General features: G+C 38.8%; 13 protein-coding genes and 1 pseudogene. 13 read left to right on the top strand and 1 reads right to left on the bottom strand.

Translation table 11 applies throughout. The features are described from left to right. Window positions 1-42: 42 nt before the first annotated feature. Window positions 43-1146 (bottom strand): WG repeat-containing protein, encoded by a 1104-nt coding sequence (locus tag JCM16418_RS22370; RefSeq protein ID WP_036653442.1) that lies wholly within the window; start codon window positions 1144-1146, stop codon window positions 43-45. A gap of 434 nt (window positions 1147-1580) precedes the next feature. Here JCM16418_RS22370 and JCM16418_RS22365 point away from each other — a divergent pair, with 434 nt between their 5' ends. The 13 genes and pseudogenes from JCM16418_RS22365 (at window position 1581) to JCM16418_RS22310 (ending at window position 16976) form a co-directional block, all read left to right on the top strand. After that, a complete protein-coding gene (locus JCM16418_RS22365) occupies window positions 1581-2159 on the top strand; it encodes a GNAT family N-acetyltransferase (RefSeq protein ID WP_036653441.1) in 579 nt (192 codons plus the stop codon). Between the two features lie 175 nt (window positions 2160-2334). Further along, window positions 2335-5118, top strand: coding sequence for a metallophosphoesterase (locus JCM16418_RS24070; RefSeq protein ID WP_052020709.1), 2784 nt, complete (start codon window positions 2335-2337; stop codon window positions 5116-5118). 273 nt (window positions 5119-5391) lie between these two features. Continuing rightward, a complete protein-coding gene (gene kimA / locus JCM16418_RS22355) occupies window positions 5392-7209 on the top strand; it encodes a potassium transporter KimA (RefSeq protein WP_036653439.1) in 1818 nt (605 codons plus the stop codon). Window positions 7210-7438: 229 nt separating this feature from the next. Beyond that, window positions 7439-9267 (top strand): annotated as a pseudogene (locus JCM16418_RS22350) (assimilatory sulfite reductase (NADPH) flavoprotein subunit). Between the two features lie 37 nt (window positions 9268-9304). Further along, entirely contained in the window at window positions 9305-11029 is a 1725-nt protein-coding gene (gene cysI / locus JCM16418_RS22345; RefSeq protein WP_036653438.1) for an assimilatory sulfite reductase (NADPH) hemoprotein subunit, read from the top strand. A gap of 149 nt (window positions 11030-11178) precedes the next feature. Beyond that, window positions 11179-11514: a hypothetical protein gene (locus tag JCM16418_RS24065; protein ID WP_052020707.1), complete on the top strand. Its 336-nt coding sequence runs from the start codon at window positions 11179-11181 to the stop codon at window positions 11512-11514. 71 nt (window positions 11515-11585) lie between these two features. Next, on the top strand, window positions 11586-11837 hold the full coding sequence (locus JCM16418_RS22340) for a hypothetical protein (protein ID WP_052020705.1): 252 nt from the start codon (window positions 11586-11588) through the stop codon (window positions 11835-11837). Window positions 11838-12347: 510 nt separating this feature from the next. Continuing rightward, window positions 12348-13577, top strand: a complete 1230-nt coding sequence (locus tag JCM16418_RS22335; RefSeq protein WP_036653436.1) for an ATP-grasp domain-containing protein — start codon at window positions 12348-12350, stop codon at window positions 13575-13577. Between the two features lie 19 nt (window positions 13578-13596). Then, the gene (locus JCM16418_RS22330; protein ID WP_036653434.1) at window positions 13597-14295 is read left to right on the top strand and encodes an MFS transporter; all 699 of its coding nucleotides are present in this window, start codon (window positions 13597-13599) and stop codon (window positions 14293-14295) included. Continuing rightward, entirely contained in the window at window positions 14271-14888 is a 618-nt protein-coding gene (locus tag JCM16418_RS22325) for an MFS transporter (RefSeq protein ID WP_373280738.1), read from the top strand. The genes JCM16418_RS22330 and JCM16418_RS22325 overlap by 25 nt, the downstream gene beginning before the upstream one ends. Window positions 14889-14897: 9 nt before the next feature. Then, window positions 14898-15623 carry a thioesterase II family protein gene (locus JCM16418_RS22320; RefSeq protein ID WP_036653431.1) on the top strand — a complete coding sequence of 242 codons (726 nt, stop codon included), beginning with the start codon at window positions 14898-14900 and terminating at the stop codon, window positions 15621-15623. 2 nt (window positions 15624-15625) lie between these two features. Continuing rightward, on the top strand, window positions 15626-16453 hold the full coding sequence (locus JCM16418_RS22315; protein ID WP_036653429.1) for an SDR family oxidoreductase: 828 nt from the start codon (window positions 15626-15628) through the stop codon (window positions 16451-16453). A 13-nt stretch (window positions 16454-16466) separates the two neighbouring features. Then, window positions 16467-16976: a hypothetical protein gene (locus JCM16418_RS22310; RefSeq protein ID WP_036653427.1), complete on the top strand. Its 510-nt coding sequence runs from the start codon at window positions 16467-16469 to the stop codon at window positions 16974-16976. The last annotated feature ends 13 nt before the right edge of the window (window positions 16977-16989 follow it).

The raw sequence follows: 16989 nt of genomic DNA, 5'->3' as shown, positions 1-16989 counted from the left end.
CCCCATGGCTCCACACCTTTTTAAGTTACATGATACTCATCATTATTTTGTGAGTGAACGTTTGGTAAGTATAACCGCCTTTCCCGGGGCCTTTATAGCAACAGCATAGCCCCCGTTAAAGGATGAAGATTCGGACCTATATTCAAGTTTCGTTAATAATTTGCCTTGGCGATCCATGTAACCAAATTTGCCATTAGCGGTTGTCCCGATACCCACCAAGGTAATTCCTTCTTTGAAATTGAATGCGATGGTGTATTTCTGATAACCTACGACCATGACACCTTTTTTATTGATAAAGCCTACTTGACCCTTATGATTATATACAATAGCTAATCCCTCGCTAAATTTGTGTGCATTGTCATACTGAAAGGGAATCATGATCTTCCCCGTTTTATCAATAAATCCCCATTTTCCCTTGGTATTTTGCACAGGTGCTAATCCCTCAGAAAAATCACCACCAGATTTATAATTAAACGGAATAATTACCTTTCCTGTAGTATCAATATATCCATAAGCTCCTTTGCTGTTTTGGACGGTGGCCATTCCTTCAGAAAAAGCGCTTGCATTGGTGTACTTAGAAGGGATCGTTAATCTACCTAATGTGTTGATAAAGCCTATTTTCTTACTTTTCAGATCAGTAACCATAGAAAGACCATTTGTAAAATAATAGTCTGAACTATATTTGGTGGTTAAAAGAGTAACTGTTTTTCCTATTCTATCGATAAGTGCCTCTTGATTAGCATCGGGCAATGTCACATGGGCCACGCCTTCGGAGAAATAACCAACTTCGTTATATTGACAGGAGATGGCAAGTTTACCCAGAGTATTGATATAGCCAAAGCGTTTTGTTTCTTTGTTTCTGACTATAGCCCGTTGCTCGAAAAAATCACTTATAGGCTCGATATCTTTAGGTAGAGTGAAGGCAGTATTTCCTTTGGTATTATAGTACGTAAGAGATCCATCCGATCGTTCGGCGAATAACAAACCATCATGGAAGCTTCCATCACTTTCAGGACGAACGTTATTATAATCCAATATTGTTTTAGATACTTCTATGTTTGTCGTTATTGAAGCTGCCAAGCTTGTACCCGAAAGAGTAACTGTTGTACATAAAATAAGTAGAGCTAATCCTAACTTTTTAATCATTCTCATTGTACTCCTCATGTATCGTATACTTTGAACATAATAATGAATTACTTTTTCTACCACGTACTACATGAATAAGACGTTGGGAAATGTAAATTTGTTTCTATATAACCTAAATTAGTTAGAGCGCGTATTTGAAGGAAAAAAAGCAGTTCAAAGCGAAATGTACAAGGAGGAATTGATATATAGGAGGAAATCGTAGCACACTTTCTTTAAAAAGGAGCCTATAGTTGATCGTAATTGATCCACTTACGGGAACCAAAATAGGTGAGCAGAAACTAACATTTTAGAAGCCTATGATCAATTAAATTAAATAACATTCACATAATCATTACATTCCTATTGAGGCTCGTTTAAATAGATATTACAATCCTCATGTATAATTGTGGAATGTCATATCTGTTACATCTAACCACATAAGGAGAGACATACCCATGGACATCATTCCGGTCACATTATCTGGACAAACAGTGCAATTGAAGCCACTGCATATGGACGACACCGAATCATTATTTATAGCCGCCAATTTTCCGGAAATTTGGATGTTTACTCTAATTAAAATCAACACACTGCAAGATATGAGAGCGTATACTGCTCGTGCAGTAGAGCAGCAGCTTGCGCTTCCTTTTGTTATAACAGACCGACTAACGGGTGAAGTGCTTGGGACCACACGATTATACGATATGTCTATTCAGAACCGCAGCCTTGAAATTGGACATACCTGGATTACGCCTAAAGTATGGAGAACAAAGGTTAACACCGAATGTAAGTACTTGCTCCTTAAACATAGTTTTGAAGAGTTAGGAGTGATCCGAGTCCAGTTTAAGACAGATTCAAGGAATATCATATCTCAAAACGCAATTACGAGAATTGGTGGAAAACAAGAGGGTATACTACGCAATCATATGGTTCTGAATAATGGTTATGTACGAGATTCCATTTATTACAGTATTATCGATTCAGAATGGCCATCCATAAAAGTTCGATTAGAACAATATTTAGAGCAGGAATAGTCGCTATCCCTTATATTACGCCAAGAGCTTATTTGTCTTGTTTTTTTCAGTTCTTAATAGGCTAGACACTCCGTATATTATGTATGAGAAGTCTGTCAAGTAGAAGCGTTTTAATGTTCCGAAAGTTAAAGCGATTAAACTTCACAGATCATGAAAAATAGTAAAGGAGATGCACATGAAAACAAATTGGGGTAGAAAAGGAAAGCAGCTGCTTTCAATATTTTTGGTACTCATGATCATTACTTTCCAGTTTAATGGCTTTGCTTTCGCAGAGGGTAAGACAGGTCTAAGCACACTAGGCGAATGGAAGTACAATTCTGACCCAACTGATCTTGAGGTATTTCCAGCTACAGACGGCAACTCACATGATGATTCTTCTCTTCTCCAAACGGAATTGGATAATAGTGCTGAAATTATTCTTCCAAGTGAAGTAAAAACAACAACTGAGGCAGTAGCACAGGATAAAATATTACTTGCCGAATGGATTTTTGCAAATGCAGGACAAAGTGGAGTGTTTCCGGCAACAGGAGGAGCTCTCAAAAGTACTTCAACTTTTAAAAATATCGGTGGTTATTACGAAGATTATGATAGTAGTCAGCATGCGATAAGTTATCAAGGCTGGGATAGTGGTAACGGTAAAAAGTACTGGCTTGCGACAGTTTCAACTAAAGGGTATGAGAATATAACCTTATCATCACAGCAAAACTCGTCCGGTACGGGTCCCCGTGATTTTAAGGTACAAATCAGTACTGACAATAAGACGTGGGCAGATGTAGCGAATACGAATTTAAAAATGGTAGTATCCAGTTTTGAGTGTGCGAGCAATACCTGCAAACTTGTTAATGTGCCTCTACCAGCCAGTGCAAATAATCTGGACGTATTATACATCCGCTGGATCGTCAGATCAGATACGAATACCAAAGGCACGACTGGCATTGGTAAAACCGGTTCGAGCTGGATTAAGGAAATACGTGTTTCTGGAAGTACAGTAGGTGATGGCGGTGGTCCAGTTGTTACGCCTACAACAGACCTTTCGAAGACACCGAATAATGGTGATAACAATGTAACAACTGCTGCTCCTGTAACCATTACTTTCAATAAATCCATTTCAATAAATGCGGGTTCAAACGTTATCATTGTGGACAAAAACAATACAGCTCTAGGCTCTGTTACCACTGAGATCACGAATAACAATACATTAAATATTAAACATGCCGCATTTGTAGCTGGTCAAACCTACACTGTCAAAGTTCCGAAAGCATTCATTCAAGGAAAAGACGACCAAATTGGCCTAGCCAATGATATTACATGGAGCTTTACGATTCAGAGTGCACAAACTACGCCATCTGTACCCAAGCTTATTAATATGACTTTTAACGGTGATGCGAAGACAACACGCGCTTTTGCTTGGTATACAGATGTGATGACGAGCTCTGTTGTTCAAGTTGTGGAAGCGTCCAAAGTACAAGGAACTACATTCCCAGAAAATGAAGCATTTGTGTTTAATGGTACTTCAGCGGAGATCCAGACCTTTGTCACTAAAGCCAATCGGACAGCGAATAAAAAGACGAAATTTATAAGTCATAAAGTCATCGCTTCTAATCTAACACCAGGAACGAATTATAAATTCCGCGTAGGTAGTGGAGCTTCAGATAGCTGGAGTACAATCGGTTCATTTCAGACGGATGCGTCAGGCAATCAGCCTTTTCATTTTATTGCGGGATCGGACTCACAGGCCTCTAGCAAGACTGATTTTGAACCATGGGCAGATACATTCCGTAAAGCTGTAGAGACTATTGGTAACCCAAAATTTATCATTAACGCAGGTGATCTTGTAGACAATGGTGATTTGGAGGAGCAGTGGCAATGGATGCTCGGACTTCCTCAGAATCAACTGTTGAATGTCCCAATCGTTCCGGTTGTTGGTGGTCATGAAGTTCATGACTATGATGGCGATGAAACAACGGCAAACTCAAATTTCTATAATCACTTCAACTTACCTAAGACGGTTATATCCAGTACAACGGATGGGTCAGTGTATTCTTTTGAATACGGTGATGCACTCTTTATGATTTTCAATTCGCAATATGCGGGTGAGCTGGCTAGTAACGGGAAGGATATCAAGAGCGTAGACCAACAGTTTGTGGATCAAGTGAACTGGATGAAGAATACAGTGGCAAAGAGTAGCGCGAAATGGAAGTTCGTAACCTTCCACAAAGGACCATATTCTGCTGGAGATAACGCCGGAGAATATGAGGATGACCGTGTCCAATTTTATAAAAAACAACTCATTCCTGCTTTCGACGAAATGGGAATCGATATGGTATTTGAAGCGCATGATCACATGTATATGAGATCGTTCCAAATGCTCGCAGATAAAGCAATTCCAACGAGTCAGCTGAAATTTGATGCTCAAGGAAATGCTATTAATCCGAAAGGAACCATCTATCTGATGTCTAATGCTTTTGGGGATAAATTTTATACGAAATATCCAGGATACAATGATTATTTCGCTGCAATTGATGCACAGCCATCGAAGAAGATGTTTACCGATGTGTCGGTTGAAAGCAATGTATTGCAGTTTACAGCTTATACCGCAGCTAAAAAAGATGAGAAAAACGGAGATAATGGAGTCAAGGTTTACGATCACTATGGTATCCAAAGAACGGATACAAAACCAGCTAAGGTGGAGAATGCTAAGGTCACGGTAAGTGGCACAAAAGCTACAATTACGTGGAAGGCCCCTACAGTGAGTGCGGAGCCTGTAAGAGGTTTTAGAATATATGAAAAGAATGACAAAGTGAGTTCTTATTGGAGTGTTTATGTACCTGTAGAATCGGGTAAAACGGATTACACCCTCTCTGTTAGTAATATTAACGCTGCGAATAAGTATAATTTTGTCGTAAAAGCCGTTGGCACTCGTATCAACTCTGATGCGGTAGAGGTCAGCACACCTTAGGTGATTGCTAATTTGACAAAATGACGAGGCAGCCCCAAGGGGCTGCCTTTATAATTTTACATACTTCAAAATTTTGGATTCCTTTAATGTACTATAACGGAGTCGCATGGCGTATAACTCTCCAGTGAGGTGAAAAGGCTAAAGAAACACCTCTCATCGTCCAAAAAAATGTTTGTCGATTATTTTTTTTGGTGTTATAATTTCTTGTCTTTTGCTGAAGCGAAGATGATTGGACTGGAGTTTATGATTTATATACAGAGAGGAAATTAATGTATGGTAGGTAAGTTTAAAAGGCTCTTAATCGGTAGACCGATGAAGAGTGCAGAAATTGAAGGAGAGAAGCTGACAAAGCTTAAGGCACTCGCCGTTTTGTCCTCAGATGCTCTCTCATCGGTAGCCTATGGAACAGAGCAAATATTGATTGTGCTCATGGCAGCCGGATTTGCTGCAGTATGGTATTCTATTCCCATCTCAATTGCTGTTTTGGGCCTTTTGCTGATTTTAATTTTCTCATATCGCCAAACAATTTTCGCTTATCCCACAGGCGGAGGAGCGTACATCGTTGCAAAAGATAATTTAGGCGTTCCGGTTGGACTTCTCGCTGGCGGTTCATTACTGGTCGACTATATCCTAACCGTAGCGGTAAGTTCCTCTGCAGGGACAGATGCTATCACATCCGCATTTCCATCACTTCATGATCACAGAGTATTAATCGCCCTCATTATGATTGTATTCCTAACAATAATGAATCTACGAGGGGTTACAGAAGCAGCTTCTGTACTCGCAGTCCCGGTATACTTATTCGTCATTTCCATATTCGTTTTGATTATTTCCGGAGTTATAAAATATTTGAGTGGTGGCATACATGCAGCTGTCCCTGAAATGGGCACGACTGTATCGAATATCAGTCTTTTCTTACTCCTCAAAGCCTTCAGTTCAGGTTGTTCTGCACTGACAGGAGTAGAAGCTGTATCGAATGCCATTCCTAATTTTAAAAAACCAGCTGAGAAAAATGCAGCGAAAACACTTGTGATGATGGGAACCATTCTTGGTGCAATGTTTATCGGGATCAGCTTACTTGCTTACTGGTATGGCATTGTTCCGAATCCCAAAGAAACGGTGGTTTCTCAAATTGCGAATGCCACATTTGGCAGAGGAATTATTTATTATGTCATTCAAGGAATAACGGCTTTGATTCTATTTCTTGCTGCCAACACAGCGTATTCCGCTTTTCCACTACTGGCATCAATGCTAGCAAAAGATAAGTTTATGCCTCGCATGTTCATGGTTCGCGGTGACCGACTTGGATTTTCGAATGGTATCATTAATCTAGGCATATTGTCCGCACTGCTTGTTATCCTGTTCAGCGGAAACACAGAAAATTTGATTCCTTTATATGCATTAGGTGTTTTTATTCCATTTACACTTTCACAGCTAGGTATGATGATGCGCTGGATCAAGCTCAAGCCTTCAGGCTGGAGAACGAAGCTAATCATTAATACAATCGGTATGCTTACGACACTAACCATTTCTTTGATCTTTGTCCTTACCAAATTCTCGCACATCTGGATGGTATTTATATTCCTACCCATTGTGATCTTCATTTTTTACCAAACAAATCGTCATTATCATAATACAGCAGAGCAATTACGAATTGATATCCTTAAAGACAAACCGATCATCAAAGGGAATACGATTGTTGTTCCGATTGCAGGTATCACTCAGGTTGTTAAGCAATCCATTGGTTATGCCAAATCGGTAACCGATAATGTTGTCGCTGTTTACGTCGGTTTCACGGATGAAGATATTGAACGGATGGAAAAGAAGTGGGATGAATGGAATCCTGGAGTGCGTTTAATCGTGCTTCGTTCAAGTTACCGCAGTGTCATTCGCCCATTACTGAAATTCATTAATACGGTCGAGTGGAAAAACTCTGAAACAGATCATATTACGGTGCTGATTCCTCAGTTTATTACGAAGCATTGGTGGCAGCATATCCTGCATAACCAAACAAGCTTAGTGCTCAGAACATACCTTATTAACCAAAAAAATGTGATTATTACGACAGTTCCTTATCATTTGAAACGTTAAAATAGATATTATACTTACAACAAAAAGCACCTACTATTCATCTTAGTAGGTGCTTTTTGTTGTATTTGATTTGCTTGTGTCGCTTTATATCACGATAACTGATAGAACCTATAAGAACATTCTAATTGACCGCTACTGCTGTCTGTGTTAGTTTCAAGAGAGCTTAAGATTAATTTGATAGTTTTACTAGGAATTAATATCATGGTATTCTACGCGAGGTGGAAATTTGTTGGAACTCAAAGTAACAAACAGTCCTTTTAATCAGGAGCAAGCAGAACTGCTCAATCGTATTTTACCTACACTAACGGATGTTCAAGGCGTCTGGCTTAGCGGTTATCTAACTGCTATACAGGGAACGAGTATTTCCTCCGTGACAACTTCAGGAGAAGCACAGTTAGCACCTGTGGCAGCGAATGTAATAGAAAGTTCTAAAGAGGTTACAATCCTATTCGGATCTCAAACGGGTAACTGTAACGGATTAGCACAGAAAATGGCCAAAAAACTGAAAGAGCTTGATTTTCAAATTACGTTATCCTCTATGGGCGACTTTAAACCGAACGGCTTAAAGAAGGTTCAAAACCTGCTTATTTTGGTGAGTACCCATGGTGAAGGAGAGCCACCCGATAACGCAATTCCTTTCTATGAGTTTCTACATAGCAAAAGAGCACCACAATTGGAAGACTTATCGTTTTCCGTACTTTCTTTGGGAGACACCTCCTATGAGTTCTTCTGCCAAACCGGTAAGGATTTCGACAAGCGCTTAGAAGAGTTGGGCGGTAAGCGACTTAGTCCACGTGTGGACTGTGATGTGGATTTTGACGAATCGGCTGCAGAATGGATGAACGAGGTTATTAGTTCTTTAGGTCAGGCAACGGCAAGCTCTACTATTGCTAATGTAGGTAGTGGATCTGAACTAAGCGCAACAGAGTCTGAATACTCGAGAACGAATCCTTTTCATGCTGAAGTTCTGGAGAACTTGAATTTGAATGGTCGTGGATCGGACAGGGAAACACGTCACCTGGAGATCTCCTTAGAGGGATCGAATCTACATTATGAACCAGGCGACAGCTTAGGAATTTATCCTGAGAATCATCCTCGTCTTGTAGACGAGTTAATTGAAGCGATGGGATGGAATGCAGAGGAATCGGTTGTCATTCATAAGAATGGCGATCGTAAATCGCTTCGTGAAGCGTTACTTCGTCATTTTGAGATTACAGTCCTTACGAAACCTTTACTTACGCAAATAGCAAATCTTACTTCAAGTGCTGGATTGAATGAGCTTTTAAAGACGGGACATGAAGACGCACTAAGAATCTATCTAAGCGATCGTGATTTACTGGATTTGGTACAGGATTGTTCTTTGAAAGATATCCCTGCTCAAGAGTTCGTATCTATTCTCAGAAAGATACCTGGACGTCTATACTCGATCGCGAGCAGTTCCAAATCATATCCAGATGAAGTGCATGTCACCGTCCGAACGGTTCAATATGAGCAGCAGGGACGAGATCGTTATGGGGTATGCTCCATTCAACTATCTGAACGGATACAGGCTGGAGATTCGTTACCTGTCTATATTCAGCACAATCCGAATTTCAAGCTTGCGGAGAATCCAGATGCACCGATCATTATGATTGGACCTGGAACGGGTGTTGCGCCATTTAGATCTTTCTTAGGAGAAAGAGAAGAAACGGGAGCTCAAGGGAAAACCTGGCTTTTCTATGGTGATCAACACTTCTCAACAGACTTCTTATACCAGACGGAATGGCAACGTTGGCTCAAAGAAGGCATTCTTACCAAAATGGATGTTGCATTCTCTCGAGATTCCGACCAGAAAGTTTATGTTCAACATCGAATGCTTGAGAAGAAACAAGAACTGTATCAGTGGCTGCAAGAAGGCGCATACGTATATGTCTGTGGCGATGAGAAGAAGATGGCTCATGATGTTAACGCGGCTTTGGCAACAATCCTCGAACAAGAGGCGGTCTCAGCCCCGAGGAAGCAGCGGAGTATCTAAGCCGTATGCAACAGCAGAAACGTTATCAGCGGGACGTTTATTAATTTAAATGCCCAAAGATTACGAGAGGAGATTAGCTGAATGTCAGAAAATAATTTATTGTCGCAGAACAGTGCGCCACATAGCGATGTAGAAGAAATCAAACGTAGAAGTCAATATCTACGTGGAAGTCTAACCGAGACATTACAAGATCGGATCACAGGTTCAATTCCTGAAGATGATAACCGTTTAATGAAGCATCATGGTAGTTACATGCAAGATGATCGGGATTTACGCAACGAACGGCTGAAGCAGAAGCTTGAACCGGCTTTTCAATTCATGCTACGGGTACGTGCATCTGGCGGTGTGGTTACTCCAGAGCAATGGCTGATGATGGATAATGTTGCTCAGCAATATGCGAATGGAACGATTCGCTTGACAACCCGTCAATCATTTCAGCTACATGGTGTACTCAAGTGGGACTTGAAGAATACGATTCGTGCCGTGAACGATTCATTATTGAGTACGTTAGCGGCTTGTGGCGATGTAAACCGTAATGTCATGTGTAATCCGAATCCTTACCAATCAGAGGTACATTCTGAGGTATACGATTGGGCCTGTAAAGTGAGCGACCATCTCGATCCGCGTACGAGAGCCTATCATGAAATTTGGCTAGATGGAGAGAAGGTCGTAGATAGTCAGGATAACGAAGAAGAACAAGAACCAATCTATGGAGCAGTTTATTTACCACGTAAGTTTAAAATTGGTATGGCAGTACCTCCTTCAAATGATGTAGATGTATTCTCTCAGGATCTTGGGTTAATCGCGATTGTGGAAGAAGGAAAACTTATTGGTTTCAACGTAGCTGTGGGCGGCGGAATGGGGATGTCACATGGCGATGCTAAGACATATCCTCAGGTTTCCAAAGTCATTGGCTTCTGTACTCCTGAACAAATGATCGATGTAGCAGAGAAGACGGTTACGATTCAGCGCGACTATGGTGATCGTGCAGTTCGTAAGCATGCTCGTTTCAAATATACGATTGACGACCGCGGTCTTGACTGGTTTATGAATGAGCTTAACAACCGTCTGGGTTGGAAGCTTGAGGATGCAAAGCCTTACCATTTCGACCATAACGGTGATCGATATGGCTGGGTGAAGGGGAAGAATGGTAATTCACATCTTACTCTCTTCATTCAAAGTGGCCGCGTTAAAGACGAGGATGATTATCTCCTAATGACTGGTCTGCGTGAAATAGCCAAAGTGCATACTGGAGATTTCCGACTAACGCCGAATCAGAACTTGATTATTGCCAATGTAAGCACACAAAAAAAGAAAAAAATTGAGGCATTAGTTAAACAATATGGGCTTACGGATGGAATTCATCATTCTGCTTTACGAAGAAACTCTATGGCCTGTGTTTCTTTCCCAACGTGTGGTCTCGCAATGGCAGAATCGGAACGTTACCTTCCTACTCTGATGGACAAGATTGAACCTATGCTTGAGGAATCAGGTCTGCGGGAGAAGGAAATCGTCATACGTATGACGGGTTGTCCAAACGGATGTGCTCGGCCGATGCTTGCAGAGCTCGCTTTCATTGGAAAAGCTCCAGGCAAATACAATATGTATTTGGGTGGAGGATTTACCGGAAACCGACTTAATAAGCTGTATAAAGAAAATATTGGTGAAACTGAGATCTTAGAGTCACTGAGACCGATCATAAGTCAATATGCAAAAGAACGTCAGGATGGCGAACATTTTGGTGATTTTGTGATCCGAGCTGGCTTTGTGAAGGCAGTTCATTCGGGTCAGGATTTTCATTCATAATCATTCTCAGTCCCAGCGTATCCATTATAAAATTGTTGAAGAAGCGCATCTGCAAAGGCAGTTGCGCTTTTTTTGTTCCATAAATATACAGGAAATGACAAATAAATGTCGAATGAATAACTATTAGATCGGAGGGAGATTTGCTAACCATGTTGACACGTAGAAAGACGATTATGATGGGACTGCTGTTTGCATCAATTGTAATTATTGGTGTATATATTAACTTTTTATATAGAAATGTAGAGTATAGCTTCTCTCCAGTTGCTGCTATTGAGAAGCAGAGAGGTAAGGGATACGTTTCATATATGATCCGTGAACTTCCTATTTCAAGTGGTGAGATTGCCTTCTTTATAAAAAATAAATCGAATGACCAGATTCAAATTGGCGTAGATACATCAAATTGTCTGCTAAAGGATGGTTATGGGAAGATGGTGGGAACTTCAGTGACTCTAATATTCGGAGGGGGCTTTCTGACAAGGAGGTAAAGGATAAAGGATTTTACGTTGACTATCTTTCTGGTAAAGGAAGCAGTATATACGGCTCTTCTCCCTTTCCGATGATTTACGGAATTGCTCTAAACCCTGAGATCTCCAGAATCACGGTTAAAGATTATAAGACGGACTTAGAGAAACAGGCTGAAATCGTAACCGTCGAACCGAACTTTAGATTATTCTATGTGTTTGTTGATAAAGCACAGGGAACGCAGTTTGATATTACGGGTTACACAAAAGATGGACGCACTCTACAAAGAACTAAGATTGATCTTGGACTCCAAACGCAGGCAAGTGTAATCAAGCATGAGGAGTGAAATGAGAGCTGTAATTACATAATGATATGTGTTAAAAGATGAAAGACCATCACTCAAGATTGTGATGGTCTTTCGTTAACTAACCGTAGATTTCATGAATTATGTTTTTGCATAAATACCAATAAAGATTAAAATATTGAAATATTATACATAATTACAAAATTATTTAAAATAGAACATATGTTCAGAAGGAAATGGTAAATTATTGGAGAATTATGTATTTTGATGAATAAGTGATTTAGTTTATAAAAATGAAATTCTAAAAACCTGAAATACGAAACAGATCAGGTACACACTTTAATCCGTATCTTTTGGTAAATTCTTGTTTGCCCAGTTAGTTATGTTAACGTTGGAATGACAATATTAGTAGCCGAATCTGCTGAATTTTTTCCGAGTTTGTTGATATGTCTAATCTGTTTTACAAAGCAGATCAGCCTGTATACTTTGATTTAATTTATTGACGTACAGACGAAATAACAATTTGCTAATAACAAAAAGGAGCTAAGGAACGTGAAACAAAAAATTTTAATGATAGGTTTATCGATAGTTGCTTTAAATCATTACAAAAATCGTACTGATATTGAAGTTTATATTATTGAAGAGGAAGAATTGTTTGAAAAGAATAAACTTAACGAATTTAAGAATCCGTTGGTAAAAAAGGTTTTATTCGGAAATTATATTGATTCAGAAGATTGTGTTGCCATAGCAAAAGCATTGCATGATGAAATACAATTTGATGCCGTTTTTCCATCGAAAGATTATGCAGTCAGAGCAACTGGGAAAATTGCTGATTTGTTAGGCTTACCAGGATTAAAAGAAAAAAATGCTAAGCTGTTGACGAATAAAATTCTGTTGAGAGAAGCGTGCGAGCAATATGGTATCCCGCATCCAAGATATAAAAAAGTGATTCAAATAGAAGACCTTTTCAACTTTTACGAAGGGAAGCCATTAATTTTTAAACCTGCTACACTACAGGCTAGCGTTGGTATTAGCAAGATTGAATCTATTAGTGATATTGAGAAAGCATGGGAGAATACAACGACAGCTCTTGACAATCAAAAGATTACAGTCTCGAGAAAAATCAATCGAGAACACATTGTTGAGGAATATTTGGATGGCCCAGAATTTAGCGTGGAGACACTGGTAAGAGATAACGAAATTATTTTTTCGAATATTACTGAAAAAATAACGTTTGATGATAACTTCGTGGAAGAGGGGCATATTGTCCCAGCGAAAATTCCGGCGACAGACTGGGAAGTGTTGTTGAAGGAAAAGAGCAACTTGGTTAACAAGCTGGAAATTGGATCAGGCTTATTGCACTCCGAGTGGAAAATTCAGGACCAAGGACCAGTTCTGATTGAGTGCGCGGGGAGAATGCCGGGTGACTATATCTATGATTTGATTAGCAATGCGTACGAATTTGATTTTTTGATGGAATATTCAATGATATTGATGCGACAAAATACGAATATTCATCAAGAGTCTACCAAGGTGAGTTCAGTAAGATACTTCAACTGCCCAGCAGGTAAATTGAAGGAAATCAAGGGGATTGAATGCTTATTGATTCCTGAGGTGGTTAATTGGTCAATTGATAAGAGCATAGGAGATATCATTCCGGCTGTGAAATCTTCGTGGGATCGAGTAGGCCACTTTGTGGTAGTGGGGGATTCTCATGATGAAGTGAATCGGATTTCCAATGAAATTTTAAATAGTGTTGAGTTTGAGGTCGAAGTTAAATAAAAAACATAGGAGAAGATTTATGAAAAACGGGAAGATGCTCTGGAGCTTTTTGAAGAATGCAAGGAATATAAGATTGCTAGCATTGGCCATTTTCATTTCAAATATAGGAAGTGGTATGCAGCTAATTGCTGTTAGCAAGCTTTTATATGATAAAACGAACAGTGCAACTTCGATAGGGATTGTCATTATTCTTCAATATGTTGTGATGTTTCTCGTCCAATTTATTTCCGGGAGCGTTGTTGATCGAAGTGATCAAAAGAAGATCCTAGTTATCAGTGATTTTACTAAAGGTTTGTTAATCGTCGGAGCAGGCACGATTTTTCTTGTTAATTCTGATACGAGTTTAAGCTATTTATTTATCATTCTCGTTTTAGTCAATTTTGTTGTGCCATTCTTCTCAAATGCACAATTCACACTAACCCCTGAACTTGTTAAAGATCAGGAAGAATTGTTGCAGGCTAATAGCATTATTACGACTCTTTTTCAAGCAGGTCAGCTTATAGGTAGTGCTGTTGTTGCATCGATTATTTTCTTTATGAGTCCAGCCGCTGCATTGATCATTTCTGGAAGTATGTATTTTATATCTTCATTTTATTTCGGGCTAATCAAATACAGTAAAAAGAAAAAGGAACGCATGGAACAAAAAAGTATAGGCGTCGGTTTTTTGAAGACTGGAAGCGATTATTCAAGAAAATCGGCAAAGAAAAAAGTTTATTAGCTCATTTGCTAGTTAGTTCTGGTGACTATATGGCGGTCAATATTTTTAATCTCATGCTCATTCCTCTGGTTGCGTATCATTATAATGACAACAGCTTCTATATCTCTCTATTTGATAGCGGATTTGCTATTGGTTCGATGATAATCGTAGCCTATATCGCCAATTTTTCTAAAAAGTTGGGAATGAATAACTCCGCGGTTATTGGATTATTGTTGCAATCTTTAATTCTAATAATTATTTCTTTAAATATTAATGTAATTTTTGCCTTCTTATTAATTATTGTGTACGGATCGGCAAATTCATTCTCCATTACTATTTTCAATACAAATTTACAGAAAAGAAGTACATCAGAATTTATGGGGCGTATCAATTCTGTGAAAAATTTTATTGTTTCCTTACTGACGATTACTTTAATTCCAGTACTTTCAAGAGTGTTCGATATATCCATAGAATATGGACTTCTTGCATCGGGGCTTGTTCTTTTCTCATACTCTTTAATTTCTTTTTTACTAGGAAGAAGATTTGTGTATGGGAAAGATTATTTATCTAAGGAAATAACAATTGAAAAAATTGAAAATAAAAAATTAGCATAGGAGATACAAATGAATAATGAAAATGTAATTTACCTGTTGTGTTTTCCATTTGGTGGTGGTGGAGCAAGTGTTTATAGTGAGTGGAATAACAATCTTTCTTCCAAAATTGAAGCAGTGCCTATCCAACTTCCAGGAAGAGAAAGAGAGATTGGAGAAGATCCTTTCACAGATTTGAACGAAGCAGCAGATCATTATGCGAAAATGATTGGAGATGAGTATGTAAACAGAAGGATTGCATTCTTTGGCCACTGTTTTCTAGGTTCTACATTAGCATTTGAGGTAATAAAAAGGCTTGAGAATGTACCACAAATAAAAATTGAACATCTATTTGCTTCAGCTGCATTTTGCCCAAGTAGTATCCGCGAATATGGTATCGACATAAACCAAGAGGACGAATTTATTAAAAAAGTTGAACAACTGACTGGTATGAAAAATGAGGCATTTAATATTCCTGAATTAAAAGAGCTTTTAATGCCAACGTTTAAAGCAGATTTCCAAATGGATATTGAATATCCTGTGAATAATGGAATAATTAACATCCCTATTTCAGCTATTTACGCTGATAATGATATTTTTGTAAGCAAGGATGAGGTTGAAAAATGGAAGTCACACACTAGTAAAGATTACGAGCTCTATCAAGTTGAAGGTGAACATATGTATTTGCTTCAGAAAGCAGATCGTGCACTCCAGATCGTAGAACAAAGCTTGTTAAATAATTTAGAAGGTAGTGAGTAAAATTGGATAGATTAAAGAATAAGGTCGTACTAATTACCGGTGCTGGCAGAGGAATAGGGAAAGCTTGTGCAATTAAAGCTGCTGAAGAGGGTGCGGACGTAATTATTTCAGATGTAGAGAGAAACATTGACTCTGTACCGTATGATCTCTCTAGAACAAGTCAACTGGATGACACAGAGAAAGTTTGTAAAAGGCTTGGGGTAAATGTGTTAAAAAAGCATGCTGATGTGACTAAAGTAGAAGAGGTTTCTGCTTTAGTCCAGGATGCAGTTGATCGATTTGGAAGAATTGATGTCCTGATCAATAACGCAGGAATTGGTGCTCCAGCAGGTAAACCAACACATGATTATTCTAGTGACGAATGGGATATTTTACTCAATGTTAATTTGTCTGGGCCATGGAGAGTTATAAAATGTGTAGCACCGATTATGTTAAAACAACAAGTAGGAAGTATCATTAATATCGCTTCAACAGCGGGACTCTTGGGATATAAACATTTTGCCGGATACGTTGCGTCAAAGCACGGATTAGTTGGATTAACCAAATCTGCCGCATTGGATTATGCCATGGATAACATTAGAGTTAATGCAATTTGCCCTGGCCCTGTATATGATGATGAATTTGTTGATGGAAGTATGACCAAAGTAGTAGCTGATTCTTTAGGCATTCTATTAGGGGAACAGGAAGAAATTGATTTGCAATCTGTGGCAATGAACACGGTTGTTTCGCCGACAGATGTTGCTGAAGCTACCATTTGGTTAGGAAGCGACGAATCTAGTAGAGTAACAGGTACAACTATTACGGTCGATGCTGGTTATTCTGCAAAATAGAGGAGAGAACAATATGGCAAATGTCCTTGAGTCCAAGTATGAAGTACAAACTTCAACTAACACGAACGTGTTAGTTGTGAGTGATTTAACAAAAGACGAAGTTTCAATGATTTTAGATAAATCAGCAAAGCTAGATCATGTTGATCTTTTTCTTGCGATCGAAGAAGTTGCTACTTTCGAATTGTTTGAACAATATATCGAAAGGGAGAAAAATCGCCCCATCGGATTCGGATGGAAAATCCGAATTACACTAATTCTGAATGAAAATAATGCAGCACTGGTTATAACCTCAGATATTGTTAAAGCCAATCTTTTTGGGTTACTAAAGATATATCATAATTTAATTCATAAAGAAGTACAATTTGCAGAAATGGTTGCAAATCATGTTGAAAGTCATAATAAATATCCTATAAAATGGGGAGTTCCTAGATTACGCGAGGGGAAATCCACTAAAAAGTTTAGTGAGTATTGTATTTTTGAATTAAAAGGTCAAAGTTTAGATCAGATTAATCTTCAAAAATGAAGCAGTATATGCG

The organism is Paenibacillus pini JCM 16418, assembly GCF_000576305.1.
In the GTDB taxonomy this organism is placed as follows: Bacteria; Bacillota; Bacilli; order Paenibacillales; family Paenibacillaceae; genus Paenibacillus_AQ; species Paenibacillus_AQ pini.
This window is presented reverse-complemented; position numbering and strand designations above follow the sequence as displayed.

Bases quoted from the DNA above. Each gene is read 5' to 3' on its own strand.
- JCM16418_RS22370 (WP_036653442.1), bottom strand. From the start codon at position 1,146: ATGATTAAAAAGTTAGGATTAGCTCTACTTATTTTATGTACAACAGTT.
- JCM16418_RS22365 (WP_036653441.1), top strand. From the start codon at position 1,581: ATGGACATCATTCCGGTCACATTATCTGGACAAACAGTGCAATTGAAG.
- JCM16418_RS24070 (WP_052020709.1), top strand. From the start codon at position 2,335: ATGAAAACAAATTGGGGTAGAAAAGGAAAGCAGCTGCTTTCAATATTT.
- kimA (WP_036653439.1), top strand. From the start codon at position 5,392: ATGGTAGGTAAGTTTAAAAGGCTCTTAATCGGTAGACCGATGAAGAGT.
- cysI (WP_036653438.1), top strand. From the start codon at position 9,305: ATGTCAGAAAATAATTTATTGTCGCAGAACAGTGCGCCACATAGCGAT.
- JCM16418_RS24065 (WP_052020707.1), top strand. From the start codon at position 11,179: ATGTTGACACGTAGAAAGACGATTATGATGGGACTGCTGTTTGCATCA.
- JCM16418_RS22340 (WP_052020705.1), top strand. From the start codon at position 11,586: ATGATTTACGGAATTGCTCTAAACCCTGAGATCTCCAGAATCACGGTT.
- JCM16418_RS22330 (WP_036653434.1), top strand. From the start codon at position 13,597: ATGAAAAACGGGAAGATGCTCTGGAGCTTTTTGAAGAATGCAAGGAAT.
- JCM16418_RS22320 (WP_036653431.1), top strand. From the start codon at position 14,898: ATGAATAATGAAAATGTAATTTACCTGTTGTGTTTTCCATTTGGTGGT.
- JCM16418_RS22310 (WP_036653427.1), top strand. From the start codon at position 16,467: ATGGCAAATGTCCTTGAGTCCAAGTATGAAGTACAAACTTCAACTAAC.